A 25,560-nucleotide genomic window follows, 5' to 3' on the forward strand; every position below is an offset into this window, starting at 1 on the left:
CTCCGGAGCCTATCGGGCGCCTGCGCGCCCCGCCCGCAGGGAGCGGCGGGCGTCGCGGGTTCCCCTCGGCCCGGGGGCGTCAGCCGAGGGCGGCACCGCTGCCGACCAGGAGCGCGACGTCCAGCACCGTCAGCAGCATCACGGCGGGGAAGGCGAGCCCCCGGAAGCGCGCCGTCCCCGAGAGCGCGGCCACGGTGGCGGCCGGCACGGCCAGGGCGAGGGCGGCCCACCCCGTCGGCCCGGGCGCGCCCGGGGGGCCGAGCACCAGCACCAGCGTCGCCCCGGCCAGGAGCAGCGCGCCGCAGGCGGCGGAGACCCGCGGTCCGAGCCGGTGCGGGAGCCCGCGGACCCCGGTGGCCAGGTCGTCCTCGAGGTCGGGGGCGACGTTCGCGAGGTGGGCGGCGCCGCCCAGTGCGGCGCCGGCGGCGATCAGCCACCAGGGGGGTGCGGGGCTCCCCGGGGCGGCGGTGACCACTCCGGCCGGCAGGGCCCCGAAGCCGACGACGTACCCGGCGGGGGACCACGCGGTGCGCTTGAGCCCGGCGTTGTAGGCCCACCCGCTGGCGACCAGCAGCAGCAGCAGCGCGCCGGGGAGGAGTCCCAGCAGGAACGAGAGGACAACCGCCGCGGCGGCGGCGGCCAGGGCGGCACGGCGCAGGACGGCGGGGCCGACGGTGCCCTGCACGACCGGCTTGTCGGCCCGCGCGACGGCGCGGTCGCGGTCGGCGTCGAGCCAGTCGTTGCTCCAGCCGATGGACGCCTGACCTGCGAGGACGGCAGCGCAGAGCAGCGCGGTCCGGGCCGGCGGCACGTCGGCCGCCACGGCCAGCAGGGTGGCGGTGGTGGTGACCGCGAGGGCCGGGCCCGGGTGCGTCGCGCGGAACAGCGCGCGGGCCGTCGCACCCCGAGGGGCGGCCGCCGCAGGCACATCAACCACGCTCTGTCAACCCCTCCGCGGCTCTGGCCCAGGCCGCTGACCTGCAGATTTACTGCCCGGTGCCGATCCGTTCGTCAGTCTGCCGTGCTAGCCTGGGGGAAGCGAAAGGGGTCACATCCACATGGGCTTCACTGTCGGCGAGACCGTCGTCTACCCGCACCACGGTGCCGCGCTCATCGAGGCGATCGAGAAGCGCACGATCAAGGGTGAAGAGAAGGCCTACCTCGTGCTGAAGGTCGCCCAGGGCGATCTCACCGTGCGCGTGCCGGCCGACAACGCAGAGATCGTCGGCGTCCGTGACGTCGTCGGTCAGGAGGGGCTCAACCGGGTGTTCGAGGTGCTCCGCGCCCCGCACACCGAGGAGCCGACGAACTGGTCGCGCCGCTACAAGGCCAACCTCGAGAAGCTGGCCTCCGGCGACGTCAACAAGGTGGCCGAGGTGGTCCGCGACCTGTGGCGTCGCGACAAGGACCGCGGCCTCTCCGCCGGCGAGAAGCGCATGCTCTCGAAGGCCCGCCAGATCCTGGTCAGCGAGCTGGCGCTCGCCGAGGGCACCAACGAGGACAAGGCCGAGGTCCTGCTCGACGAGGTCCTCGCCAGCTGAGCGCTCCGCGTTACCCCCGAACCGCTCCCGTGCACGCTGTCGCGATCGTCGCAGCGGCCGGGAGCGGTTCGCGTCTGGGGGCCGACCGGCCGAAGGCGCTCGTCCCGCTCGCGGGGCGCCCGCTGGTCTGCTGGGCCGTCGACGGCCTGCGCGCGGGCGGGGTCGCCGAGATCGTGGTCACCGTCCCCGCCGCCGAGCGCGCCGCCTTCGCGGCGGTCCTGCCGCCGGAGGTCCGGCTCGTCGACGGCGGTGCCACCCGGACCGCATCGGTCCGCGCCGGCCTGGCCGCCGCCGGTCCACGGGCCGACGTCGTCCTCGTGCACGACGCCGCCCGCCCGCTGACACCGCCCGCGGCGGTCGCGCGGGTGCTGGACGCCGTGGCCGCCGGTGCCCGTGCCGTCGTCCCGGTGCTGCCCGTCGTCGACACCACCGTGCTGGTGGACGACGACGGCGCGATCACCGATGCGGTGCCCCGCGCCCCGCTCCGCCGGGTGCAGACACCGCAGGGCTTCCACCGGGCCACCCTGGTCGCCGCCTACGCCGCGCTGGACGACGCCGTCGAGCTCACCGACGACGCCGCCGTCGTCCGTGCCGCGGGTGTTCCGGTGCACACCGTCCCCGGTGACGAGCGGTCGGCGAAGATCACCGTGCCGCACGACCTGGCGCTGGCGGAGCTGGGTGTGGGCCTGACGGCGAGCCAGGTGCCCCGGTGAGCGACCTGCCGCGGGTCGGCATCGGCACCGACGTCCACCCGATCGAGCCCGGCCGGGCCTGCTGGCTCGCCGGCCTCGAGTGGCCCGGCGCCGACGGCTGCGCGGGGCACTCCGACGGCGACGTCGTCGCCCACGCGCTCACCGACGCCGTCCTCTCCGCCGCCGGGCTCGGTGACATCGGCGGGCTGCTGGGCACCGACGACCCCCGCTGGGCCGGCGCACGCGGCGCCGACGTGCTCACCCACGTGCGAGAGGTGCTCGCCACCGCGGGTTGGCGGGTGGGCAACGCCGCGGTGCAGCTGGTGTCGACGGCGCCCAAGGTGGGTCCGCGCCGGGGGGAGGCCGAGGCGGTGCTCTCCGCCGCGCTCGGCGCCCCGGTCAGCGTCACGGCGACCACCACCGACGGCCTCGGGCTCACCGGTCGCGGTGAGGGCCGGGCCGCGGTGGCGACCGCCCTGGTGGTCCGGACGGGGGAGGACGTCACCGACGCCGCACGGGCCGGTCACGTCGCTCCGTAGACTCCACGCAGTGAGCCTCCGCCTGTACGACACGGCCGCCCGTGCGGTCCGCGACTTCACGCCCCTGCGTGCCGGGCAGGCGTCCGTCTACGTCTGCGGTCTCACCGTGCAGGGCCCGCCGCACGTCGGGCACGTCCGGGCGGCGGTCTCCTTCGACGTCCTCCGCCGCTGGCTGACCGCGCGCGGCCTGGAGGTCACCTACGTCCGCAACGTCACCGACATCGACGACAAGATCCTCACCAAGGCCGCCGAGCGCGACGTCCCGTGGTGGGCCTGGGCGTACGAGTTCGAGCGGGCCAGCACGCGCGCCTACGACGTGCTCGGCGTCCTGCCGCCGACCTACGAACCGCGCGCGACCGGGCACATCCCGGAGATGGTCGAGCTCATGCAGCGGCTGATCGACCGCGGGCACGCCTACGCCGTCGACGGCGACGTCTACTTCGACGTCCGGTCCTTCCCCGAGTACGGGGCGCTCACCGGTCAGCGGCTCGACGCCCTCGAGCCCGCCGCGGACACCGACACCGACGAGCGCAAGCGTGACCCGCGGGACTTCGCGCTGTGGAAGGCCGCCAAGCCCGGCGAGCCGGCGACCGCCTCCTGGCCCACGCCGTGGGGCCGTGGTCGCCCCGGCTGGCACCTCGAGTGCTCGGCGATGGCCGAGCGCTACCTCGGCGCGGAGTTCGACATCCACGGCGGCGGGCTGGACCTGCGGTTCCCGCACCACGAGAACGAGCAGGCGCAGTCGCGGGCCGCCGGCGACGGGTTCGCCCGGTACTGGCTGCACAACGGCTGGGTCACCCTCGGCGGCGAGAAGATGAGCAAGTCGCTGGGCAACACCGCGCTGGTCGACGAGGTCGTGCGGCGGGTGCGCCCGGTCGAGCTGCGCTACTACCTGGTGGCGCCGCACTACCGTTCGACGGTCGAGTTCACCGACGCCGCACTCGAGGAGGCCGGCGCGGCCTACCGGCGGATCGAGTCGTTCGTGAAGCGCGCGGCCGAGCGGGTGGGCGCCGACGCCGGCGCGCCGGTGCTCTGCGCCGACTTCAGCGCCGCGCTCGACGACGACCTCGGCACGCCCGCGGCGATCGCCGCGATCCACGACATGGTCCGCGAGGGCAACACGGCCCTCGCCGACGGGAACGACACCGCGGTCGCGGGCACGCTCGGCTCGGTGCGCGCGATGCTCGGCGTGCTCGGCCTGGACCCGCTCGACCCCCAGTGGGCGGCCACCGGTGCCGACGACCGGCTCGCCCGCGCGACGGACGGCCTCGTGGCCCTGGCGCTCGAGCAGCGCCAGGCGGCGCGGGCGCGCAAGGACTTCGCGGCGGCGGACGCGATCCGCGACCAGCTCGCCGCCCTCGGCGTCACCGTCGAGGACACCCCCCAGGGACCCCGATGGGAGCTGACCCACTGATGGCCGGCAACAGCCAGCGCCGCGGCCGCACGACGGGTGCGGGCAAGAAGACGGCGACCGCGGGGACCGGTGGCAAGAACCGGCGCTCCCTCGCCGGTCGTGGTGCCACCCCGCCCGCCGAGCAGCGGTACGGGCACCCCGCCCAGCGCAAGGCCCAGGCGCAGGAGCGCCAGCGCGCCGACCGGGCGCGCGCCCGTCAGCGGGCCGAGGAGTCACCCGAGCTGCTGCTCGGGCGGAACCCCGTCGTCGAGGCGCTGCGCGCGCAGATCCCGGCGATGGCGCTGTACGTCGTCACCGGTGACACCACCCGCCCGGGCGCCGACGAGCGCATCACCGAGGCGCTGCACCTGGCCAGCGACCGGGGGCTGCCGCTGCTGGAGGTGACCAAGCCCGAGTTCGACCGCATGTCGCAGGGCGCCCTGCACCAGGGCATCGGCCTGCAGGTGCCGCCGTACGACTACGCGCACCCCGACGACCTCCTGGACCTGGCGCGGAACTCCGGCCGGGCCCCGTTGATCGTGGCGATGGACGGCGTGACCGACCCGCGCAACCTCGGGGCGGTCGTCCGCTCGGCGGCCGCGTTCGACGCCCACGGCGTCGTCGTGCCGCAGCGTCGCGCGGTCGGGATGACCGCGTCGGCCTGGCGCACCAGCGCCGGGGCCGCGGCCCGGTTGCGGGTCGCCCGTGCGGTGAACCTGCCGCGCGCGCTCGCCGCGTACCAGGACGCCGGGCTGCAGACCGTCGGGCTGGCCGGTGACGGCGACGTCGACCTCCACGAGTACGACGGTTTCGCCGACCCGGTCGCCCTGGTCGTCGGCGCCGAGGGCACCGGGCTCTCGCGGCTGGTGCGGGAGAAGTGCGACGTCGTCGTCCGCATCCCCATCGCCCGGGACACCGAGTCGCTCAACGTGAGCGTCGCCGCCGGCATCGCGCTCTACCAGGTGGCCGCCGCGCGCCGCTGACGGCCGGCTCGCCGCTCCTCCGTCGTCCTGGCTCACCTCTGGTGGTCCTGGCTCACTGTCGACGCTGAGCCAGGACCCCTGTTGATCAGGTCACCTGATCATCAGTGCGGTCAGCCGAGCAGCTGGGCGACCGTGTAGATCACCAGGCCGGCGAGGCCGCCGACGACGGTGCCGTTGACCCGGATCCACTGCAGGTCCCGGCCCACCTGCAGCTCGATCCGCCGGCTGGTCTCGTCGGTGTCCCAGCGGGCCACGGTGCTGCTGACCAGGTCGGCGAGGTCGCCGGAGAACCGCTCGGCGACGTAGCCGGCCACCCGGCCGCTGTGCCGCTGGACCAGCTCCCGCACGGTCGGGTCGGTCTGCAGCAGCCGCGCGCCGTCGCGGATCAGCGCGGTCACGCGTGCGCGCAGCGGTGAGTCCGGGTCGGCCGCGGCGGCCAGCACCGCGTCCTTCGCCGTCGTCCACAGCGACCCGGACCACTCGCGCACCGCGGGGTGGGCCAGCACCTCGTGCTTGAACTCCTCCACCCGGGCGGCGGTGGCCGGGTCGGTGCGCAGCGCGTCCACGTAGGCGCGCAGCCGGGCGTCGTAGGAGCGGCGCAGCTCGTGCCGCGGATCGGCGGCCACCTCGGCGATGAACTGGTGCATCCCGGCGAACGCCCGGTCGAAGACCCGGTCGTCCACCCAGTCCGGCACCCACGCGGGGGAGGCGTCCCCCAGCTGGGCCCGGAAGACCAGCCGGTTCTCGTCGAGGAAGCGGGCCATGAGCCGCAGCGCCGCAGAGAGGACCTCCTGGTGGCGGTCGCCGTCGACCACCAGCTCGAGCACCCGGGCCAGCGCCGGGGCGGCGGGCGTCTCGTGCAGCTTGCGGTCCACCAGCGCGGCGACGGCGGGCTGCACGTCGTCGTCCTTGAGCAGGTGGGTGAGGCCGGTGAGGGCGGTCGCGGCGTCGCCCCCCAGGCGTTCGGCCCGGCCCGGCGCGGCCAGGAACGCGCCCAGCCGGCCGGGGACGTCGATGGTGGCCAGCTTCTCCGCCACGACGGCGCGGGTCAGGAAGTTCTCCTGCACGAAGGCGCCCAGGCTCTCGCCGATCTGGTCCTTCTTGCGCGGGATGATCGCGGTGTGCGGGATCGGCAGCCGCAGCGGGTGCCGGAACAGTGCGGTGACGGCGAACCAGTCGGCCAGCGCGCCGACCATCGAGGCCTCCGCCGTCGCGCGCACGTAGCCCACCCAGGCGCCGGCGTCCTCGCCGACCAGCACGCACACCAGGAAGACCGCGGCGGCGAGCAGGAACAGCCCGGTCGCCAGCCGCTTCATCCGGGTCAGGTCGCGGGCGCGGGCCGGGTCGTCGAGCGACCCGGCCAGCGGGACGGTCAGCGGGACGGTCAGCGGGGGAGCGGCCACCCGGCCCAGCCTAGGGACCGGGCCCGGGTGGCCGCCGCGGGCGTCAGCTGGTCGAGCCCAGGGTGACCTCGACGGTGCGGGTGTCCGCCCCGCGGCGCACGGTCAGCTGGACAGTCTCGCCGGGGGTCCGGCTGCGGATCGCGGCGGTCAGCTCGGTGGACGTGGTGACGGGGCGCTTGCCGACGGCGGTGACGACGTCGCCCGGCTCCAGCCCGGCCTCGTCGGCGGCGCTACCGGGGTGCACGGTGACCACCTCCGCGCCGGTGCCGACCTCGCGGTTCTGGTCGTCGGCGGCGGTCCGGGGGGTCACCCCGAGGAAGGCGCGGGTGGCGGTGCCGGTCTCGATGATCTCCTGGGCCACCCGCTGCGCGGTGTTGCCGGGGATGGCGAAGCCGACGCCGATGTTGCCGCTCTGCCCCTGCGCACCCGGGATGCCGGAGGCCACGGTGGCGATGGCGGTGTTGATGCCGATCACCTCGCCGGCCCCGTCGACGAGCGCGCCGCCGGAGTTGCCGGGGTTGATCGCCGCGTCGGTCTGGATCGCGTCGAGGACGGTCGCCTCGTCCCGGCTGGAGCCGGTGGCCACCGCGCGGCCGGTGGCGCTGATGATGCCGTCGGTGACCGTGTTGGACAGGCCGAGCGGGGCGCCGATGGCGACCGCGACGTCGCCGACCTGCACCTCGTCGGAGTCGGCGAACGTGGCGGGCGTCAGGTCCTCGGCGCCGTCGAGCCGGAGCACGGCCAGGTCGAAGGCGGGGTCGGTGCCGACGATCTCGGCGTCGTAGAGGGCGCCGTCGGCGGTGCGCACCTGCACCGTGCCGGAGCCGGCGCCGTCGGCGGCGACGACGTGGTTGTTGGTGAGCACGTAGCCGTCGGCGGTCAGGACGACGCCGGACCCGCTGCCCGCGCTGGTGCCCGTGGTCACGTAGACGGTCACGACGCTGGGGGCGGCCTTCGCCGCGGCGGCCGTGGCCGTGGTCGCCCGCTCCGGGTTCTCGGTGGTCACGCTCTGCGCGGCGGCGGAGCTGCTGGTGCCGGCGACCGGCTCGTCGAGCAGCGCGGTGACGCCGGCTCCGGCGCCCCCGCCGATGAGCGCGCCGGCGACGAGGCCGGCCAGGCCGATGCGCAGCCGGCTCCCGCGCCGGGACGGCGGCTGCTCGGCTGCCGGTGCCGGCAGGCCGCCGTAGCCGGGGTAGCCCGGGGACGTGACCGGCTGCGGCGTCGTCGGCTGGTGGGGCGTCGACAGCGGTGGCTGCCAGCCGTACTGCTGGCCTGCGCCGGGGTACTGGTGCTGGTGCTCGCTCACGCGTCCGTTCCTCTCCTCGCGGCCGTGCGGCCGCTGCATCGGAACCCACTGTCGGCCCCGCCACTGGCGCAACGCTGGAGGCTGGCTGTGAGCTTCCTGGATGCCCCGATCACCGGGGGACCGGCAGCACCCGGCCCCGGGCGACCAGCTCGGTGACGGCCCAGACGGCGAGCACCTCCGTGGCCAGCAGCCCGACGAGCACCAGCAGCTGCGCCGCGCCGGCCTCGAGCGGGCTGCCGCCGCCCAGCAGCACGCCGACGAAGGCGCCGGGCAGGGTGACCAGCCCGACGGTGCGGGTCTGGTCGAGGGGCGGCACGAGCGCGGTGCCGGCGACCGGGCGGCCGATGAGCAGGACCGCGTCCCGGGGGAGCAGCCCGAGCGCGAGCGCCGCCTCCACCTCGCCGCGCCGCTGCGCCAGCTCCTCGCGCAGCCGCCGACCCGCCAGGGAGGTGGCGGTCATCGCGCCGCCGATGAGGATGCCGGCGATGGGGATGACCGCCTCCCCGCGCAGCGGCACGGTTCCGCTGGCCAGCACGAGCGCGACCACGGGGCCGGCGCCGCCGACCACCGGAGCGGCGACGGCGGCCAGCCGTGGCGCCGTTCCGGGGGAGCGCAGCGGCAGGCCGGTGGCCCGGCCGGCTGCGGTGACGCTCGCGACCGAGACCATGAGCAGCACGAAGACGGCGGAGAGCCACAGCGACTCGACGACGACCAGCAGGACGGTGGAGACGACGGCGAGCTGCACGGTGGCGCGCACTGCCGCCACGAGCACCGACCGGTCCTCGCCGAGCCCGGACAGGCGACCGCCCGTGGCGGCCAGCGCGGTCAGGGCCACCAGGACGACGCCGAGCCGGAGATCGACGTCGACCACGGAAGACCCCACGACGCCGATCCTGCCCGGTGCTCCCCGGGCCCCGGCCAGGTGGGTGATCGGGCCGGATCCCGTGTGCATCGGTGCCCGGAGGCGGGTAGTGGCGGTGCCTGGGGCGCGGGTGCACTCCCGCGGCCCGGTGCCCGCCCCCGTCGCCCCCGTGGAGCTCTCCGTGCCCCTCCGTGGTCCTCTCGTCAGGTTCGTGATCGGCCTGGGCCTGGCCTGTGCCGCTGTCATGGCGGTCGTCGGCGGCATCGCGCTGCGCGGCCCCGGGCTGGTGGCCGTCTGCGTCTCCGGGGCGCTGGCCGGGTGCGTCGCCGCCGGCGTCGCCCGCGAGACCCCGGGGCCGACGCGCCGGTCGACGCTCGAGGTGGCGGGGCAGGCCGCGGCCGTGACGGTCGGCGTGCTGCTGGTGGTGAGCGGAACGGCGGTGCTCGCCGGAGGAGCGGCGGCGCTGCTGCTGATCGGGTTCGGTGCCGCGGGCTGGGCTGCGCTCCGCTGGCTGCGTGACCGCCGAGACGCACCGGCCCGCCCGGTGACGTCGGTGGGCGCCGGTCCGGTGCCCACCGGCTGGACGCCGTCCACCGCCGTGGCGGGCGCGTCGACCGCCACGCTCGGCGAGGAGTGGCGGCGCACGAGCGCCGAGCTGCAGCGACCGCTGGCGCCCGCGGTGCGGCAGCGGCTGGTCGCCCGGCGGGCGCAGGTCCTCGACGAGCTGGAGCGCCGCGACCCGGCCGGGTTCGCCCGCTGGCTCGCCGCCGCCCCGCTCGGCAGCGCCGACCCGGCCGGTTTCGTCCGCAGCTCACCGCCGCCCGCCGACCCCAGCGCGGAGACCGAGGCCGCCTGACCTGCGGCCCCTGCCGCCGTCCAGCGCCGTCCATCCGGAGGCCGCCGAGACGATGCCCTGGCTCGGCGTGCTGTCCATCGGCCCCGGCCGCGTCGCCGACGCGGCGGAGTTCTCGTCGGCGCTGTCCCTAGACTCGTGCCCGGGACCTGTCCCCACGTCCCGCCGGCGTGGCGCAATTGGTAGCGCACCCGACTTGTAATCGGGCGGTTAGGGGTTCGAGTCCCCTCGTCGGCTCCACGGTGGTGCCGTGCCCGGTGTCCGGCCTCTTCGCACGGGCACCGCGGAGAATCCCTGCCCGCGGCCACCGACGGCGGCGCCGGGGTCCGGCCCGGGCCGGACCCGAGCGCATGGCCGTCGTCGCCCCGGTCGGTGCGCGGGCGGTGCGCGCCCCGCTGCAGACCGTTGCCCTACGGCCGACGGCGGGGCGCCGTTCTACGACACGTACGCCTGCGCCGACGGGCGGTTCGTGGCGGTGGGCGCCCTCGAGCCGCAGTTCTACGCCGCCCTGCTCGCCGGGCTCGGCCTGGACGCCGCGGCGCTGGGTGACCAGGACGACCGGTCCGGCTGGCCCCGGATGCGGGAGGTGTTCACCGGGACGTTCGCGAGCCGGACGCGCGACGAGTGGGCTGAGCTGTTCGCCGGCACCGACGCCTGCGTGACGCCAGTGCTCTCCTACGAGGAGGCCGCCGTGCACCCGCACCTGGTCGCCCGGGGGACGTACGCGGAGCTCGGGGGCGTCCAGCAGGCGTCCCCGGCGCCCCGGTTCTCGCGGACGGCGCCGCCGCCACCGGTAGCCCCGCCCGCGCCGGGCGGCACCACCGCCGTGGAGGTGCTCCGGCGCTGGTCCTGAGCGCCGGGCGGGCGGCTCAGTCGAAGCTCCCCGCGCCGTCGCGCCGGTAGGGCGAGAGCCGTTCCACTCGCGCCCGCTCGGCGCGTTCGGCCCGCAGCCGGGCCGCCGTCCCCGGTTGGTACCCGGCCTTGGCCACGCGGTGCTCGATCGTCTCCACCATGTAGGCCAGCGAGAAGAGCAGCCCGAGCAGCAGGCCGCCGGCGGCGGCGGAGACCCGGTAGACCAGCGGGACGGGCACCACGAGCAGGCACAGCACGACGAGCGGCAGCAGCTGCACGACCGCCCGGGCGAGGTGGCGCCACACCCAGGTGTTGCGGGTGGTGTCGGCCAGCACCCAGGGCGACAGCTCGCGGGGCAGCCCTCCGCCGTAGGCGTACCAGACCCACTGCAGGGGTCCGGGTCGCTGCCTGCTCACACCCCCGACGGTAGGCCGATCCGGTCGCGTACGGCCGGCGTTCCCGCCGGGCGTACGGTGCCGCCGTGGACGAGCGTCGCCTGGGGGTGGTCTCCGGGCTCGGCGCCTACGCGCTCTGGGGCATCTTCCCGCTGTACTTCCCACTCCTGGAGCCCGCGAGCGGCCTGGAGATCGTGGCGCACCGGGTGCTCTGGTCGCTGCTGTTCGTCGGGTTGCTGCTGTGCGTCGTCCGGCGCTGGGGACACGTCCGGGCGGCGGTGAGCAGCCCGCGCACGCTGCTGATCCTCGCCGGCGCCGCCGTGCTGATCGCCGTGAACTGGCTGATCTACGTCTACGGCGTGAACTCCGGGCAGGTCGTGGAGGCCTCGCTCGGCTACTTCATCAACCCGCTGGTCAGCGTCCTCCTCGGCGTCGTCGTCTTCAGCGAGCGGCTCCGCCCGCTGCAGTGGGTGGCCGTCGGCACCGCCGCGGTCGCCGTCGCGGTGCTGACCATCGACTACGGACGCCCGCCGTGGATCGCGCTCGGCCTGGCCCTGTCCTTCGGCCTGTACGGCCTGATGAAGAAGCTCGTGTCGATCGAGGCGGCGCCCGGGCTCTTCCTGGAGACGGCGCTGGTCGCGGTCCCCGCGGGAGTGGTCCTCGCGGTCCTGCACTCCGACGGGACCGGCACGTTCGCCAACGCGGGCACCGGGCACGCCCTGCTGCTGGCCAGCGCCGGGGTGGCGACGGCGGTGCCGTTGCTGCTGTTCGCCGCGGCGGCCCGGCGCATCCCCCTGTCGACGGTGGGCCTGCTGCAATACCTGACGCCGCTGATGCAGCTGGCGATCGGCGTCTTCGTCTACGACGAGCCCATGCCGCCGGCCCGGCTGGCCGGTTTCGTGATCGTCTGGGTCGCCCTGGCGGTCTTCACCGCCGACACGTGGCGACACGCCCGGGCCGGGGCCCGCAGAGGCGCCCGCGACGCGGTGGTCGCCACCCCCTGACGGGCAGTCGGACCCGCCTCGGCGGGCCGGCCGGAAACGTCGGTGGGCGGCGCTACCGTCGTCCTCGAGCCGCCGGGGTTCCCGGTCGGCAGAGCAGGTCAGGAGATGGTCGAACCCATGAGCAGCGACCCAGCCCCCGTGGTCTCCCCGCCCCGGGCCGACGGGTCAGGGGAGGAGTCCGTGCAGGCCGGAGGCGTGGGCCTGACGCGGCGCGAGCACGAGATGCTCGGCTTCGAGCGCCAGTGGTGGCGGCGGGCCGGCGCGAAGGAGACGGCGATCCGCGACCTGTTCGGCACGACGCCGACGCGGTACTACCAGGCGCTCAACGCGCTGGTCGAACGCCCCGAGGCGCTGGCCGCCGATCCGCTCCTGGTCCGGCGTCTCCGCCGGTTGCGCACGGCACGGCAGCGAACGCGTTCGGTGAAGGTCCTGGGCATCGGGAATGACATCGATTAGATTCGGTCACCGTGGGCAGGCACGCCGCGTCAGGCAGTGACGGACTGGATCAGGGGAACGCGTCTGCAGCCGCTGGGCGGCGCAGGACCGATACCCCTGAGGGTGCGTGGTCCGGTGCCGGCCTGAGCGACCACCCCACCGCGCCCGGGCGCGACCGGGCGGCCCTCCGGCGCGACGTCCGGGCGGACGTGCCCGCCGCCGACGGTGCCCGGCAGATCTCCCGCTCCCGCCTGCCGCTGCCACCCGTGCCTGCCGGACCCCGCGCTGCTGCTGCCCCCGCGCCGCGCACCAGCGCCGCACCGTTCGCCGCGGTCCCCGCCCCCGCCCCCGCTCCCGCCGCCCTCGGGGAGGTCCCGGTGCCGGCTCGCGGCGCCGACGTCCTGGCACCCGTGTCCGCCGGCGAGCCGCCGCAGCAGGCTGCCCGACCCTCCGGCAGGGTCGTGAGCCCGGCGCCCGCCGGGCTCCTCGTCGAGGACGAGCCCCTGGTCACCACCGGACCGGCCCGTGGCCTCGGGCGGCGCGGGCCCGCGCCGCTGGTTCCTCGCGTGCCGCGGCAGACCACGCCGTCCGGTGCGCCCGCCTCCTCCTACGGCGACTGGACCAAACCCTCGCGCAGCGACGAGACGGGGCGGTCGCGCCTCGGCCTGGGTGCTGCGCCGGAGATGCCGCACGCGCCGGCCACCACCGCGATCCCCGAGCGGGGTGCGAAGGCCCGCCGCGACCTCGACGACGAGGCCGGCTACGACGAAACCGGCAACTACGAGGCCGGCTACGACCTCGAGCGCGAGGTGGATGCCGCCGCCGCGGGCGCCGCGGCGGTCAAGGGTGGCCGCGCCGCCTACCGCGCCGAGCGGCAGGCCGCCGACGCCGCCCGCCGCAAGGCGGCCAAGCGCAGCGGCACGCCCGAGGTGATCTTCGACGACGAGCCCGAGCGCAAGCCGCGGCGCGTGCTCAAGGGCCTGGTCGCCATGGCCGTCGTCGCCGGTGCCGTCCTCGGCGTCTACACGGTGACCGCCCCGGAGAAGGAGGAGGCCGCGGCCGCCGCTCCCGCACCGGCCAGTGCGCCCACCGTCGCGGTCCCCACCGCCGCCCTGCCGCCGCTGCCCGAGGAGCCCATCGTCGTCGAGCCGCCGATCACCACCCCCGTGCGCGTCCCCGTCACCGTTCTCAACGCCACGAACATCGCCGGCCTCGCCGCCACGATCTCCGGCGCCGTGGTCTCCGGCGGCTGGGAGTCGCCCGGCGTGGGCGCCTACCCGGGCACCGACGTCTCGGTCACCACGGTCTTCTTCACCGAGGGGGACGAGCAGCAGCGCCAGGCCGCGCTCCAGCTGGTCGACCAGTTCCCCGACCTCGCCGGCCCCGCCCCGCGCTTCTTCGAGGTGGCCGACGTCCCCGCACCCGGACTCGTCATCGTCGCCACCGGCAACTGGCAGCCCTGACGCCGGTCTTGCCGGGTACCCGGAACAGGAGCGGCCGTCCGGCCGTTGGGGGCAGCGTGCGTCCCCTCCGAGGGCCCGCGCGTCCCCGCTCGCGCCCTCGTGCGCGGGCCGCGGCCGCCGCCCTGCTCGCCCTCGCCCTGCCCGCCGGCCTCGTCCTCGCGTCCCCGGCGGGCGCCGCCGAGGTGCGCACGGAGGAGCTCCGGATCCCCTCTGGCTCGGGGGAGGACGCCGTCGAGCTCGACACCACGCTGTACCTGCCGGGCGGCGACGACCCGGCGCCGGCCGTCGTGCTCGCGCACGGCTTCGGTGGCAGCAAGCGCTCCGTGGCCGAGGATGCGGCCGACCTGGCCGAGCGCGGCTACGTCGTCCTCACCTACTCGGCCCGGGGCTTCGGTGCGAGCACCGGGCGGATCGGGCTCAACGACCCGCGTTACGAGGTCGCCGACCTCTCCACGCTGCTCGACCTGCTGGCCGCCCGCGACGAGGTCGAGCTGGACGCCGAGGGCGACCCGCGGGTCGGGGTCGCCGGCGCCTCCTACGGCGGGGCGCTGGCGCTGCTGGGCGCCGCCTACGACGAGCGGGTCGACGCGATCGCCCCGCAGATCACCTGGAACTCCCTCACCGCCGCGCTGTTCCCCTCCCAGACCGGCGACCTCGACGCCGGCACCGTGGCCGCGACACCGCAGCCGGAGGCGGCCGGCGTCTACAAGCGCCTGTGGGCCGGGCTCTTCTTCGGCATCGGTTCCGCCTCCGGGGGGCTGCTCGACTCCCTCGGGGGTGCCGGCCAGGCCGGCGGCGACGAGGGCCTCGACGGCGAGGCGGTGGGCGGCGGCACCGTCGCGGCGCCGGCCCCCGCCGGCCCGCCCGCGCTCCCGCCCGAGCTGCTCGAGCAGGCCGCCGAGAACCCCGAGGCCGCCGAGCAGCTGCTCACCTGCGGCCGGTTCAGCGTCGAGGTGTGCCAGGCCTACCAGGCGGCCGCGGCCTCCGGAACCCTCACCCCGGAGGTCGCCGCGGTGCTCGACCGCAGCAGCCCGGCGGGTGTGCTGGACCGCATCGACGTCCCCACCCTGCTGGTCCAGGGCACGCAGGACTCGCTCTTCGGCCTCGGCCAGGCCGACGCCAACGCCCGCGGCATCGCCGCCGACGGCACCCCGGTCAAGGTGGTCTGGTACTCCGGTGGGCACGACGCCTCGGGGTCGGACCGGCAGCGTGAGTCGCTGCGCGCGGCCGTGGCCGGCTGGTTCGACCGGCACCTGCGGGGGCAGGGCGACGACCCGGGCACGGGCTTCGAGTTCCCCGCGCCCACCGGCCTGGGTGCCACCGTCGGCCGCGTCCAGGGCGGCGGCCAGACCGTCGTCGCCGACGCCTATCCGGGGCTCGACGGCGCCGAGCCGGCCGAGCGTCGCGCCGTGAGCGTCGAGGGACCCGTGCAGCCGGTGGTCACCCCGGCCGGCGGCACCCCCGCGTCCCTCACCACCGTCCCGGGTCTGGGCGCCCTGACGTCGGCGCTCGGCGGGACCACCGCGGAGATCCCCGGCCAGTACGCCGCCTTCGACAGTGCCCCGCTCGACGCCCCGGTCGAGGTCGTGGGCGCCTCGACGGTCGACCTCGCGGTCGCCTCGCCCAGCGGCAGCGCCACCCTGTTCGCCAAGCTCTACGACGTCGGGCCCGACGGCGCGACGACGCTGCCGGGCGGCCTGGTCGCGCCCCTGGCGCTTCCCGACGTCTCCACCGACCCCACCGCCCCGACGCGCGTGAGCGTGACCCTGCCCGCGATCGTGCACCGGTTCGAGGCGGGCCACACCATGCGCGTGCTGGTGTCCTCCACCGACCAGGCGTACGCGCTGCCCGCCGAGTCGGCCGTCTACTCGGTGGGCCTCGCCTCGCCCGGCGCCGCCGACGGCGTGGCCGCGGGCGAGGCGCAGCTCGCCGCACCGACGGTCTCCGGCGAGAGCGGGGCCGCGACCGGTGCGTCGCGCTGGTGGGTGCTGCTGGGCGTCCTCGCGGGGCTCGGCCTGCTCGGCTGGCTGGCCGGCCTGTGGTGGGGCCGGCGTCGTCAGCGGCAGCTGTCCAGCGTCGAGCCCGACGGCGAGGACGTCCCCCTGCGCTTCGAGGGCGTGACGAAGGCCTACAAGGACGGCTTCGTCGCGGTGCGCGACCTGTCGTTCGAGGTGCGCCGCGGGCAGGTACTCGGCCTGCTCGGGCCGAACGGCGCCGGCAAGACCACGTCCCTGCGGATGCTGATGGGCCTCATCCGGCCCACGGACGGGCGGATCAGCGTCTTCGGGCACGCTGCCGGCCCCGGCGCCCCGGTGCTGTCGCGGCTGGGTTCCTTCGTGGAGGGCACCGGGCTGCAGCCGCACCTGTCCGGCCGCGACAACCTCACCCTGTACTGGGCCGCCACCGGCCGGCCGGCCGAGGACGCGCACATGGACGAGGCCATCGAGGTCGCCGGGCTCGGCGCCGCCATCGACCGGCCGGTGCGCCGGTACAGCCAGGGCATGCGCCAGCGGGTCGCCATCGCCCAGGCGATGCTGGGCCTGCCCGACCTGCTGGTCCTCGACGAACCGACCAACGGGCTCGACCCGCCGCAGATCCACGCGATGCGCGACGTGCTGCGCTCCTACGCGGCCACCGGGCGCACCGTGATCGTCTCCAGCCACCTGCTCAGCGAGATCGAGCAGACCTGCAGCCACGTGGTGGTCATGGCCAAGGGCCAGAAGATCGTGCAGGGCACGGTGGAGGAGATCGTCGGCACCGGTGGCTCGGTGCTCGTGGGCCTGGCCGACGACGCCGACACCGACCGGGCGATCGCCGTCCTCTCGTCGCTGCCCGGGGTCTCCGGCGCGCGCGGCGACGACGGCCTGGTCGCCGAGCTGGACGGCGCCCGCCGCGCCGACGTGCTGCAGGCGCTGGTGTCCGCCGGTATCGCCGTCGAGCAGTTCACGCCGCGACGACGCCTGGAGGACGCCTTCCTGGCCCTGGTGGGGGAGTCATGAGCACGACCAGTCGATCCGTGGACTCCGAGCACGTGCAGTCGACCGGCGCGGTCGCCGGCTACCGGCCGGAGCGGACGCTCCGGCTGTCGGTGGAGCTGCGCCGGCAGTTCAAGCGCCGCCGCACGATCGGCGTGTTCGCGCTCATGGTGGCGCTCCCGCTGGTGCTCATCGCCGCCCTCCAGCTGGGCGCCAGCGAGGAGGCGGCGGAGAACAACCGGATCAACCTGGTCGACGTCGCGACGGCGAGCGGGCTGAACTTCACCCTGTTCGTGCTGTTCGCGACGACCAGCTTCTTCCTCGTGGTGGTCTACGCGCTCTTCTTCGGCGACACCGTGGCCGTCGAGGCGCAGTGGGGCTCGCTGCGGTACGCCCTGGCCACGCCGGTCCCGCGGATGCGGCTGCTGCGGCAGAAGTGGCTGGCCGCCCTCGTGCAGTCGGTGGCGGCGCTGGTCACGCTCGCCGCGGTCGCTGTGGTCGCCGGTGGGATCGCGTTCGGCTTCGACGACATCCGGACGCCGGTCGGGGTGGGGATCGACCAGGGCGAGGGCATGCTGCGGCTGGCCGGGATGCTCGGCTACCTGGCCATCCACCTGCTCGTCGTCGGCGCGCTGGCGTTCTGGTTCTCCACCATCACCGACGCACCGCTGGCGGCGGTCGGTGGCGCGGTGTTCACCATGTTCGTCTTCGCCATCCTCGACCAGGTGGAGCAGCTCGGGTCGATCCGCGACTGGTTCCCGACGGCGGAGGAGTTCGCCTGGACCGACCTGCTGCAGACGCCGGTCGACGACGGCGACCTGTTCCGCGGCGTGATCCAGTCGCTGGTCTACATCGCCGTCTTCACGGCGCTCGGCTTCCGCCACTTCGCCCGCCGCGACGTCACCAGCTGACCCCTGTCCGCGAGGCCGTCGCCGACGTAGCTTGTCCTGCATGAGCGGACTCCGGGGTCTCGTGGCCGGGGTCGTCTGCTTCGTCGTCCTGCTCCTGCTGTTGCCCTTGCTCGGCGCGATCGGCTCCGTCGAGCTGGTGGTCATCGTGCTGGTGGCCGTCCTCGTCGGTGTGCTGGTCGCCAGACGGTCCCGTGCGGGCACCGGCGGGAGCAGCTGAGCGCTCACAGGGACGCGCGTACCGCCTGGGCCCAGCCCTCGCCCATGGGGGCGTCGGTGACCGTCACGTTGGGGACGGCGGACAGCAGCTCGGCCATCCCGTCGGCGGCGCCCCCGTTCGCGGTGATCCACAGCCGGCGCACCGCGGGCGCCATGTCGAGGTCGCTGACGCTGTCCCCGATCGCGACGGCATCGTCGGGGGTGAGGCCGCGCCGCTCCAGGTCCCAGGCGATCGCCGCGCCCTTGGAGATGCCGCGCGGCATCAGGTGGTAGACCCGCGGCGGCGCGGCGTCGTCGTCCAGGCCCATCCAGGAGGCCGCCGGGATCGCGCCGTTGTCCTTGAGCGTCAGCCAGCCCACGCCGCGCTCGGCCAGCCAGGCGTCGACGGCGAGGGCGTCGACCCGGCCGCGCAGCAGCGCATCGGTGGCGTGCGTGGCGTGCCACGGGGCGTGCCACTCCAGCCGCCCCGGGTGCGCGGCGATCAGCTCCTCAACGACGCCGAGCTCGGCCATCACCTCCATCGGCGTGCGGTCGCCGTACTCCTCGGGCAGGGCGCCGCGCAGGCGGTGGGTGGTCCGCCCGGATCCCCAGCCGATCGTGGCGCCCAGTTCGGCGATGGCGCCGTCGGCGGCGAAGATCCGCGCGGCCTCCACCACCTGCTCGTACGTCCGGCCGCTGACCAGCACCAACGCCACTCCGGCGCGGTGCAGGTCGAGCAGTGCGGCGGCCGGCCCGTCGGTCAGCTCCCGCCCGGCCGTGTGCCAGAAGGAGCCCCGCGGCCCCACCATCGTGCCGTCGAGGTCCGTGTAGACGACGCGCGCGGTCACCAGGCCATCCTGTCCGGCCGCTGGGCCCGGCTCGCCACTGGGTACAGTTCACGCCGTTCACTCATCCAGAGGGGCAGAGGGACACGGCCCGACGAAGCCCCGGCAACCGCCGCCTGCGCGCACGTGCAGCGGGAGGTGCCAATTCCGTCCCGCGCGGCTCGACGGCCCGCTGCGGGGAAGATGAGGAGGTAGTCGTCGCATGACCCTCACCGCTCCCGGATCCGTCCAGGCCGACTCCAGCGCCGGTGGCCCCGTGCCCCCGTGTCCCGCCCGCGGGCTCGTCTGCCGCAACTGCGGCGCCACGTTCGGGCTCATCGCCGAGCACGCCTGCGCCGAGTGCTTCGGCCCCCTGGAGGTCGACTACGACCCCGAGCTGATGAAGGCGGTCACCCGCGAGCAGATCGAGGCCGGGCCGCAGAACATCTGGCGCTACGTGGCCCTCCTGCCGGTGGGTCAGCACCCGGCCGACCGCGTCTCGCTGGACCCGGGCATGACCCCGCTGGTCCGCGCCGACCGGCTCGCCGCCGAGCTCGGCCTCACCGGCGGGCTGTGGGTGAAGGACGACTCGGCCAACCCCACCCACTCCTTCAAGGACCGCGTGGTCAGCCTCGCCGCGACCGCCGCCAAGGGGCTCGGGTACACGAAGATCGCCGCCGCCTCCACCGGCAACCTGGCCAACTCGGTCGCCGCGCACGCCGCCCGCGTCGGCCTGCCGTCGTTCGTCTTCATCCCGAGCGACCTGGAGCCCGGCAAGGTCGTCCAGTCCGCCGTCTACGGCCAGACCCTGGTCGCCGTCGACGGCTCCTACGACGACGTCAACCGGCTGACCAGCGAGCTCGCCGAGACCGACGAGTTCGAAGACACCGCCTTCGTCAACCAGAACGTGCGGCCCTACTACGCCGAGGGCTCCAAGACGATGGGCTACGAGATCGCCGAGCAGCTCGGCTGGCGGATCCCGGCCCAGGTCGTCATCCCCATGGCGTCGGGGTCGCTGCTCACCAAGGTGGACAAGGCCTTCCGCGAGCTCACCGCCGCGGGCATCGTCGAGGCGACCGAGTGGACGATCTTCGGTGCGCAGTCGGCCGGCTGCGACCCGATCGCCACCGCCTTCGACAACGGGTGGGACGTCGTCAAGCCGGTGAAGCCCACCGGCATCGCCAAGTCGCTGAACATCGGCAACCCGGCCGACGGCCCCTACGCGCTCGACGCGATCCGCCGCACCGGCGGCTCGGTGGCCCGGGTCGGGGACGACGAGATCGTCCAGGGCATCCGCGACCTCGCCCGTACGACCGGCGTCTTCGCCGAGACCGCGGGCGGGGTGACCGTCGCCGTCCTGCGCAAGCTGGTGGAGGGCGGCCAGCTGGACCCGGCCAAGGAGACCGTCGTCCTCAACACCGGGGAGGGCCTGAAGACCCTCGACCCGCTGGAGCCGGTCGTCGGTCCCACGCACCGGGTCGAGCCGTCGCTGAAGTCGGTGCGGGCGGCCGGTCTCATCGGCTGAGCGGTCCGTCCGGCGGGGGGCGTAGAGTCCCCGTCGGTTCCCCGGTCCGGGCGACGTCGTCGCCGGATCCGGGTGCGTCGTGCGCGCGTGGGGCTGTCACCTGCGCTTCTCTGCTGTACCGTCTCGCGCGGTTCGAGTTCCACGTTCGTGTTCGGCGGGCGGAAGAGCGAGACCCCGCCACATCGAGAGCGATGGGGCGCCGCACGCACGAAACGTGGGAGCACACGTGGCACAGGGCACCGTGAAGTGGTTCAACGCCGAGAAGGGTTTCGGCTTCATCGCCGTCGACGGCGGCGAGGACGTCTTCGTCCACTACTCGTCCATCCAGATGGACGGGTACAAGAGCCTCGACGAGGGGCAGCGGGTCGAGTTCGAGGTCGTCCAGGGCGCCAAGGGCCCCCAGGCCGACGCCGTCCGCAGCGCCTGAGACCACTCGGCAACACCGGCCGAGGCCCGGTTTCCCCACGGGGGACCGGGCCTCGGTCGTTCCGGGGGCTCGGTTCCCACCGCGTGCGCCCTTCCGGCAGGCTCGCTGTCCGGGTGATGGCGGCGGTCGACCAGGTGCCGCGGACCAGCCCGCCCCGGTGAGAGCCCCCCGGGGGGTGGGAACAGCCGGTCGGGGGACCCAGTTCTTGCACTCGCAGGGGTCGAGTGCCAGACTCAGTTCTGGCACTCAGGGCTCCTGAGTGCCAATCAGGTCGGAACGGTGAGGCACCGGTCCGTGGGCCGACGGAGCGTCCACGTCGCTGGTGTCGTCCGTCGCGGGCGCCGGACCCGGCCGTGCAGCGATCCATGCTCGGAGGACATCACCACATGGCCAAGATGATCGCGTTCAACGAAGAGGCGCGCCGCGGCCTCGAGCGAGGGATGAACACCCTCGCCGACGCCGTCAAGGTGACCCTCGGCCCCCGTGGCCGGAACGTCGTTCTTGAGAAGAAGTGGGGCGCGCCCACCATCACCAACGATGGTGTGAGCATCGCCAAGGAGATCGAGCTCGAGGACCCGTGGGAGAAGATCGGGGCCGAGCTCGTCAAGGAGGTCGCGAAGAAGACCGACGACGTCGCGGGTGACGGCACCACCACCGCCACCGTGCTCGCCCAGGCGCTCGTCCGCGAGGGTCTGCGCAACGTCGCCGCCGGCGCGAACCCGATGGCCCTGAAGAAGGGCATCGAGAAGGCCGTCGCCTCGGTCAGCGAGTACCTGCTCTCCACGGCCAAGGACGTCGAGACCAAGGAGCAGATCGCCGCCACCGCGTCGATCTCCGCCGCCGACCCCGCCATCGGTGAGCTCATCGCCGAGGCGATGGACAAGGTGGGCAAGGAAGGCGTCATCACCGTCGAGGAGAGCAACACCTTCGGCCTCGAGCTCGAGCTCACCGAGGGCATGCGCTTCGACAAGGGCTACATCTCGCCCTACTTCGTCACCGACACCGAGCGCATGGAGGCCGTCCTCGACGACCCGTACGTGCTCGTCGTCAACTCGAAGATCAGCTCGGTCAAGGACCTGCTCCCGCTGCTGGAGAAGGTCATGCAGTCGGGCAAGCCGCTGGCCATCATCAGCGAGGACGTCGAGGGCGAGGCCCTCGCGACCCTGGTCGTGAACAAGATCCGCGGCACCTTCAAGTCCGTCGCCGTCAAGGCCCCGGGCTTCGGTGACCGCCGCAAGGCCATGCTGGGCGACATCGCCATCCTCACCGGTGGCCAGGTCATCAGCGAGGAGGTCGGCCTCAAGCTCGACACCGCCGACCTCGAGCTGCTCGGCCGGGCCCGCAAGGTCGTCGTCACCAAGGACGAGACGACGATCGTCGAGGGTGCGGGTGACACCGACCAGATCCAGGGCCGGGTCAACCAGATCCGCAGCGAGATCGAGCGGTCGGACTCCGACTACGACCGGGAGAAGCTGCAGGAGCGCCTGGCGAAGCTGGCCGGTGGCGTCGCCGTCATCAAGGCCGGCGCCGCGACCGAGGTCGAGCTCAAGGAGCGCAAGCACCGCATCGAGGACGCGGTGCGCAACGCCAAGGCCGCCGTCGAGGAGGGCATCGTCGCCGGTGGTGGCGTCGCTCTCGCGCAGGCCACGGCCGTCGCGTTCGACAAGCTCGAGCTCGAGGGTGACGAGGCGACCGGTGCCAACATCGTGCGCGTCGCGCTCGAGGCGCCGCTGAAGCAGATCGCCATCAACGCCGGCCTCGAGGGCGGCGTCGTCGCGGAGAAGGTGCGCAACTCGGAGACCGGCTGGGGCCTCAACGCCGCCACCGGCGAGTACGTGGACCTGGTCGCGGCCGGCATCATCGACCCGGCCAAGGTCACCCGCTCGGCGCTGCAGAACGCCGCCTCCATCGCGGCGCTCTTCCTCACCACCGAGGCCGTCATCGCCGACAAGCCGGAGAAGGCCGCTGCGGCCGCTCCGGGTGGAGACATGGGCGGCATGGGCGGCATGGACTTCTAAGAGGACCTCGTCCTCCTCACCCCTCGCACGCTCGGGGTGAGCCTCTGGACGAGGCCGTTCCATGGCCTCACCAGCAGGGGCGGTCCCGCATCGCGGGGCCGCCCCTGTCGGCGTCCGGGGCGCCCTCGCCGCTCACTCGGGGGCGAAGACGCAGAACTCGTTGCCCTCGGGGTCGGCGAGGACGCTCCACTCGATCTCGTCATCCTGCTCCCGCACCATCCGCGCACCCGCCGCGATGAGCGGCCGCGTCTCACCGACGACGTCGAAGTGCACGCGGTTCTTGATGGTCTTCCGCTCGGGCACCGGGACGATCCACATCAGCGGTCCCTCGCCGGCCGGATCGACGATCGGAATCGGCCAGTCGTGCGGACGCGGCTCGTCGTCCTCCGGGTTCTCGGCGTCCTCGAGGGAGTCGCGCCGCACGTAGCCGATGGCGGCGCACCACCAGTCGGCGAGCGCGTGGTGGTCGTTGGCGTCGAGGCAGAGGTCCTTGAAGCGCGCGGGTGCGTCAGCCATGACCGCGGAGGGTAGGCGGCTGTCCGTGGCCGTGATCATCGGGACGTCGGGGTGGCAGTACCGCGACTGGCGGGGCGCCTTCTACCCGCCGAAGCTCCCGCAGCGGCTGTGGCTGGAGCACTACGTGCAGCACTTCGCCACCGTGGAGAGCAACAACGCCTTCTACCGGCTGCCGGAGCACGAGACGTTCGTGAAGTGGCGGGAGCGCACCCCGCCGGACTTCCGGTGGGCGGTCAAGGCCAGCCGGTTCCTCACCCACATCAAGCGGCTGCGCGAGCCCGAGGAGCCGGTCGCCCGCCTGATGGGCCGCGCCGCGGGGCTCGCCGGCAAGCTGGACACGGTGCTGCTGCAGCTGCCGCCGACGCTGAAGGCCGACCCCGAGCTGCTGCGCGAGTGCCTGGCGCAGTTCCCGGCCGGTACCCGGGTGGCCGTGGAGCCGCGGCACGAGTCGTGGTGGACCGACGAGGTGCGGGCCCTGCTCGAGCGCTACGGCGCCGCGCTGTGCTGGGCCGACCGGGACGAGCAGCCGATCGCGCCGCTCTGGCGCACCACGGACTGGGGCTATCTGCGCTTCCACCACGGCTTCGAGGGCTGGGGCTACCGCGCCGAGACCCTGCAGCTGTGGGCCGAGCGGATCGCGACCACCTACGGCGACGCGGACGTCCTAGTCTACTTCAACAACGACCCGGGCTGCGCCGCGGTCATCGACGCCGTCCGTTTCGCCGAGTGCGTCCGCCGCGCCGGGGGGACTCCGACCCGCGTTCCCACGGCCGACCAGGCGACCGGCCTGGCCTGGGCGCCGGTGGAGGTCCCCCCGGTCTGACCGCGTGGGTCAGTTGCCGCCGCGCCCCTGGTTCGTCGGGCCCTGGTCGGCGGGCTTCCCGGTGGCCGCACCGGCGGTCTCCTCGGGCTCGGCGACGGTCTCCTCGACCGGGGCGGTGGCGGCGCGAGCGGCCTTCGCGGCGTCGCGGGCGGCCTTCTCCGCGTCCCGGGCCGCGTCGCGGGCGGCCTTCTCGGCGTCGTGGGCCGCCTGACGGGCCTGGGCCGCCTGCAGCGCCCCCTGCGCGTGCTCGTTCGCGTGGGCGATGGCGTTGTCCAGGCCGCGGGCGCCCGTCTGCTCCTCGGTGGCCTCGTCCTCGGCGGCCTCTTCCTCGGCGGCCTCTTCCTCGACGACCTCTTCCTCGGTGGCCTCGTCCTCGGCGGCCTCTTCCTCGACGACCTCGTCGTCGGTGGCCTCGTCCTCGGTCGTCACGGGGTCGACCTCGGTGTCGCCGACGGGCGCATCGGTCTCGGTCTCGGTCTCGGTCTCGGTCGAGAGCTCGGACTCCGGCAGGTCGAACGGCGTCACCGTCTCGACCGTGCTCGCCACGGCGTCCTGCACCGGCGCCGGGAGGACACCGACGGCGCCCGCGCCGGTCACGCCGGCGGTGGCGATGCCGACACCGGTCGCCACCTGGGCGACGGTGCTGGCACCGGCGAACTTCGCGGCCAGTGCGGCCAGACCTTCGAGCAGAGCCATGGACGTTCGTATCCCCTCGGGACGGACGGCCGTCGGTACGGCCGTTCCCGTTCCACATCGGCAGGCTCCGGCGACTGCTGCAGCCGAGCCACCCGGTCGGGGGACGGTCAGCTGCCCGCCGGCACCCCGTCGGCGAGGTGCTCGGCGAACGTCCGCGGCGGCCGGCCGAGCAGCGTCGTCAGCACCCGCGGGCTGCCGGTGAAGCCGTGCTCCCGGTACCAGTCGAACATCGTGGTGCGGCAGCGCCCGGCGTAGCTCCCGTCGTCCTCGGCGTGCACGTCGACCGCGGTGACCGGCCGCCCGGAGCGCCCGGTGAGCAGCGCCGCGACGTCGGGGGCGGTGAGCTCCTCGGGGCCGACGGCCTCGAAGGTGCCGCTGTCCAGGCCGTCCTCGGTGAGCAGCACCGCAGCGGCGTCGGCGACGTCGCGGAGGTCGACGAAGGACTGCGCCTGCTGCAACCCCCACGGGCTGGGCAGCTCACCGGTCGCGGTCGCCGTTCCGATCGCGCCGTCGAGGTTGGCGGCGTACGCGCAGGGCTGCAGCACCCGCCACCGCGCGGCCGTGCCGGCGACGGCGCCGTCCAGCGCCTCCTCCACGCGGTCCTTCGCGGCGTGGTGCGGCATCGCGCGGATCTGGGGCCGCAGCACCGAGTGGTAGACGAGCCGGCGGACGCCCGCGCGGGCGGCGGCGGTCAGCACGGCGGGGGCACCGGTCGCCTCGTCCGGGTCGAAGTTCGGCCAGATCAGGTACAGGGCGTCGGCGCCGGCGAGCGCGGCGGAGAGATCGCCGGTGAGGTCGCCGACGACCACCTCCGCGCCGTCGAGCTCCGGCCGCGGTCGACGGGACGCCACCACCGCGCGAACCTGCTCCCCGCGCGCCAGCAGTGCCCGGACGACGGCGGTGCCGGTGGCCCCGCCCGCGGCGGTCAC

The 25,560-nt window shown here is 74.8% G+C and carries 26 protein-coding genes, 1 tRNA gene and 1 riboswitch; of the genes, 18 read left to right on the forward strand and 9 right to left on the reverse strand.

Annotated features, from left to right (window positions below; genetic code table 11):
- Window positions 1–79 precede the first annotated feature (79 nt).
- On the reverse strand, window positions 80–937 hold the full coding sequence (locus ACI8AG_RS02935) for a UbiA family prenyltransferase (RefSeq protein WP_456595851.1): 858 nt from the start codon (window positions 935–937) through the stop codon (window positions 80–82).
- Between the two features lie 121 nt (window positions 938–1,058).
- Here ACI8AG_RS02935 and ACI8AG_RS02940 point away from each other — a divergent pair, with 121 nt between their 5' ends.
- The 5 genes from ACI8AG_RS02940 to rlmB are packed head-to-tail and all read left to right on the forward strand — an operon-like array spanning window position 1,059 to window position 5,148.
- Window positions 1,059–1,541: a CarD family transcriptional regulator gene (locus ACI8AG_RS02940; RefSeq protein WP_091929357.1), complete on the forward strand. Its 483-nt coding sequence runs from the start codon at window positions 1,059–1,061 to the stop codon at window positions 1,539–1,541.
- A gap of 29 nt (window positions 1,542–1,570) precedes the next feature.
- The gene (gene ispD / locus ACI8AG_RS02945; protein ID WP_456595852.1) at window positions 1,571–2,254 is read left to right on the forward strand and encodes a 2-C-methyl-D-erythritol 4-phosphate cytidylyltransferase; all 684 of its coding nucleotides are present in this window, start codon (window positions 1,571–1,573) and stop codon (window positions 2,252–2,254) included.
- On the forward strand, window positions 2,251–2,772 hold the full coding sequence (ispF, locus tag ACI8AG_RS02950; protein ID WP_456588117.1) for a 2-C-methyl-D-erythritol 2,4-cyclodiphosphate synthase: 522 nt from the start codon (window positions 2,251–2,253) through the stop codon (window positions 2,770–2,772). Before ispD ends, ispF begins: the two co-directional genes overlap by 4 nt.
- 10 nt (window positions 2,773–2,782) lie before the next feature.
- Complete coding sequence (gene cysS / locus ACI8AG_RS02955) at window positions 2,783–4,186, forward strand: cysteine--tRNA ligase (protein WP_456595853.1); 1,404 nt, start codon at window positions 2,783–2,785, stop codon at window positions 4,184–4,186.
- Window positions 4,168–5,148 carry a 23S rRNA (guanosine(2251)-2'-O)-methyltransferase RlmB gene (gene rlmB / locus ACI8AG_RS02960; protein WP_456595854.1) on the forward strand — a complete coding sequence of 327 codons (981 nt, stop codon included), beginning with the start codon at window positions 4,168–4,170 and terminating at the stop codon, window positions 5,146–5,148. Before cysS ends, rlmB begins: the two co-directional genes overlap by 19 nt.
- Window positions 5,149–5,258: 110 nt before the next feature.
- Here rlmB and ACI8AG_RS02965 read toward each other — a convergent pair whose 3' ends face one another.
- From ACI8AG_RS02965 to ACI8AG_RS02975, 3 genes are all read right to left on the reverse strand, one after another.
- On the reverse strand, window positions 5,259–6,551 hold the full coding sequence (locus tag ACI8AG_RS02965; protein ID WP_456595855.1) for a DUF445 domain-containing protein: 1,293 nt from the start codon (window positions 6,549–6,551) through the stop codon (window positions 5,259–5,261).
- Between the two features lie 43 nt (window positions 6,552–6,594).
- Window positions 6,595–7,857 carry a S1C family serine protease gene (locus tag ACI8AG_RS02970; RefSeq protein WP_456595856.1) on the reverse strand — a complete coding sequence of 421 codons (1,263 nt, stop codon included), beginning with the start codon at window positions 7,855–7,857 and terminating at the stop codon, window positions 6,595–6,597.
- Window positions 7,858–7,966: 109 nt separating this feature from the next.
- Window positions 7,967–8,740 (reverse strand): ABC transporter permease, encoded by a 774-nt coding sequence (locus ACI8AG_RS02975; protein ID WP_456588112.1) that lies wholly within the window; start codon window positions 8,738–8,740, stop codon window positions 7,967–7,969.
- A 190-nt stretch (window positions 8,741–8,930) separates the two neighbouring features.
- On the opposite strand from ACI8AG_RS02975, the gene ACI8AG_RS02980 reads away from it, so the two are divergent.
- From ACI8AG_RS02980 to ACI8AG_RS02990, 3 genes are all read left to right on the forward strand, one after another.
- Window positions 8,931–9,575 (forward strand): hypothetical protein, encoded by a 645-nt coding sequence (locus ACI8AG_RS02980; RefSeq protein WP_456595857.1) that lies wholly within the window; start codon window positions 8,931–8,933, stop codon window positions 9,573–9,575.
- Window positions 9,576–9,736: 161 nt separating this feature from the next.
- A tRNA-Thr gene (locus ACI8AG_RS02985) sits at window positions 9,737–9,812 on the forward strand.
- Window positions 9,813–9,822: 10 nt separating this feature from the next.
- Window positions 9,823–10,425, forward strand: coding sequence for a CoA transferase (locus ACI8AG_RS02990; protein ID WP_456595858.1), 603 nt, complete (start codon window positions 9,823–9,825; stop codon window positions 10,423–10,425).
- Window positions 10,426–10,441: 16 nt separating this feature from the next.
- Here the strand turns inward: ACI8AG_RS02990 and ACI8AG_RS02995 are convergent, their stop codons facing one another.
- Complete coding sequence (locus ACI8AG_RS02995; RefSeq protein WP_456595859.1) at window positions 10,442–10,840, reverse strand: DUF5313 family protein; 399 nt, start codon at window positions 10,838–10,840, stop codon at window positions 10,442–10,444.
- A gap of 65 nt (window positions 10,841–10,905) precedes the next feature.
- Between ACI8AG_RS02995 and rarD the strand changes: the two genes are divergently transcribed.
- The 6 genes from rarD (at window position 10,906) to ACI8AG_RS03025 (ending at window position 17,824) form a co-directional block, all read left to right on the forward strand.
- Window positions 10,906–11,823: an EamA family transporter RarD gene (rarD, locus tag ACI8AG_RS03000; RefSeq protein ID WP_456595860.1), complete on the forward strand. Its 918-nt coding sequence runs from the start codon at window positions 10,906–10,908 to the stop codon at window positions 11,821–11,823.
- Between the two features lie 117 nt (window positions 11,824–11,940).
- Complete coding sequence (locus ACI8AG_RS03005; RefSeq protein ID WP_456588100.1) at window positions 11,941–12,279, forward strand: DUF3263 domain-containing protein; 339 nt, start codon at window positions 11,941–11,943, stop codon at window positions 12,277–12,279.
- A 440-nt stretch (window positions 12,280–12,719) separates the two neighbouring features.
- Window positions 12,720–13,721 carry a LytR C-terminal domain-containing protein gene (locus tag ACI8AG_RS03010; RefSeq protein WP_456595861.1) on the forward strand — a complete coding sequence of 334 codons (1,002 nt, stop codon included), beginning with the start codon at window positions 12,720–12,722 and terminating at the stop codon, window positions 13,719–13,721.
- A gap of 56 nt (window positions 13,722–13,777) precedes the next feature.
- Window positions 13,778–16,720 carry an alpha/beta fold hydrolase gene (locus ACI8AG_RS03015; RefSeq protein ID WP_456595862.1) on the forward strand — a complete coding sequence of 981 codons (2,943 nt, stop codon included), beginning with the start codon at window positions 13,778–13,780 and terminating at the stop codon, window positions 16,718–16,720.
- Window positions 16,717–17,607 (forward strand): ABC transporter permease, encoded by an 891-nt coding sequence (locus ACI8AG_RS03020; protein ID WP_456595863.1) that lies wholly within the window; start codon window positions 16,717–16,719, stop codon window positions 17,605–17,607. The genes ACI8AG_RS03015 and ACI8AG_RS03020 overlap by 4 nt, the downstream gene beginning before the upstream one ends.
- A 40-nt stretch (window positions 17,608–17,647) precedes the next feature.
- On the forward strand, window positions 17,648–17,824 hold the full coding sequence (locus ACI8AG_RS03025) for a hypothetical protein (RefSeq protein ID WP_456595864.1): 177 nt from the start codon (window positions 17,648–17,650) through the stop codon (window positions 17,822–17,824).
- A gap of 4 nt (window positions 17,825–17,828) precedes the next feature.
- On the opposite strand, the gene ACI8AG_RS03030 is transcribed toward ACI8AG_RS03025, so the two are convergent.
- Window positions 17,829–18,650: an HAD family hydrolase gene (locus ACI8AG_RS03030; RefSeq protein WP_456595865.1), complete on the reverse strand. Its 822-nt coding sequence runs from the start codon at window positions 18,648–18,650 to the stop codon at window positions 17,829–17,831.
- 58 nt (window positions 18,651–18,708) lie between these two features.
- Window positions 18,709–18,837, forward strand: a riboswitch (SAM riboswitch).
- A 12-nt stretch (window positions 18,838–18,849) separates the two neighbouring features.
- Here ACI8AG_RS03030 and thrC point away from each other — a divergent pair.
- The 3 genes from thrC (at window position 18,850) to groL (ending at window position 22,596) form a co-directional block, all read left to right on the forward strand.
- Complete coding sequence (thrC, locus tag ACI8AG_RS03035; protein WP_456595866.1) at window positions 18,850–20,151, forward strand: threonine synthase; 1,302 nt, start codon at window positions 18,850–18,852, stop codon at window positions 20,149–20,151.
- Between the two features lie 226 nt (window positions 20,152–20,377).
- Window positions 20,378–20,578: a cold-shock protein gene (locus ACI8AG_RS03040; protein WP_456588093.1), complete on the forward strand. Its 201-nt coding sequence runs from the start codon at window positions 20,378–20,380 to the stop codon at window positions 20,576–20,578.
- Between the two features lie 386 nt (window positions 20,579–20,964).
- Window positions 20,965–22,596 carry a chaperonin GroEL gene (gene groL / locus ACI8AG_RS03045; RefSeq protein ID WP_456588092.1) on the forward strand — a complete coding sequence of 544 codons (1,632 nt, stop codon included), beginning with the start codon at window positions 20,965–20,967 and terminating at the stop codon, window positions 22,594–22,596.
- A gap of 132 nt (window positions 22,597–22,728) precedes the next feature.
- On the opposite strand, the gene ACI8AG_RS03050 is transcribed toward groL, so the two are convergent.
- A complete protein-coding gene (locus ACI8AG_RS03050) occupies window positions 22,729–23,112 on the reverse strand; it encodes a VOC family protein (RefSeq protein ID WP_456595867.1) in 384 nt (127 codons plus the stop codon).
- A 25-nt stretch (window positions 23,113–23,137) separates the two neighbouring features.
- On the opposite strand from ACI8AG_RS03050, the gene ACI8AG_RS03055 reads away from it, so the two are divergent.
- Window positions 23,138–23,935 carry a DUF72 domain-containing protein gene (locus ACI8AG_RS03055; RefSeq protein ID WP_456595868.1) on the forward strand — a complete coding sequence of 266 codons (798 nt, stop codon included), beginning with the start codon at window positions 23,138–23,140 and terminating at the stop codon, window positions 23,933–23,935.
- A gap of 9 nt (window positions 23,936–23,944) precedes the next feature.
- On the opposite strand, the gene ACI8AG_RS03060 is transcribed toward ACI8AG_RS03055, so the two are convergent.
- Together ACI8AG_RS03060 and ACI8AG_RS03065 are read right to left on the reverse strand one after the other, a co-directional pair.
- Window positions 23,945–24,631 (reverse strand): hypothetical protein, encoded by a 687-nt coding sequence (locus ACI8AG_RS03060; RefSeq protein WP_456595869.1) that lies wholly within the window; start codon window positions 24,629–24,631, stop codon window positions 23,945–23,947.
- Window positions 24,632–24,738: 107 nt separating this feature from the next.
- The gene (locus ACI8AG_RS03065) at window positions 24,739–25,560 is read right to left on the reverse strand and encodes an SDR family oxidoreductase (protein WP_456595870.1); all 822 of its coding nucleotides are present in this window, start codon (window positions 25,558–25,560) and stop codon (window positions 24,739–24,741) included.

This window comes from Blastococcus sp. SYSU DS0552 (genome assembly GCF_054050815.1).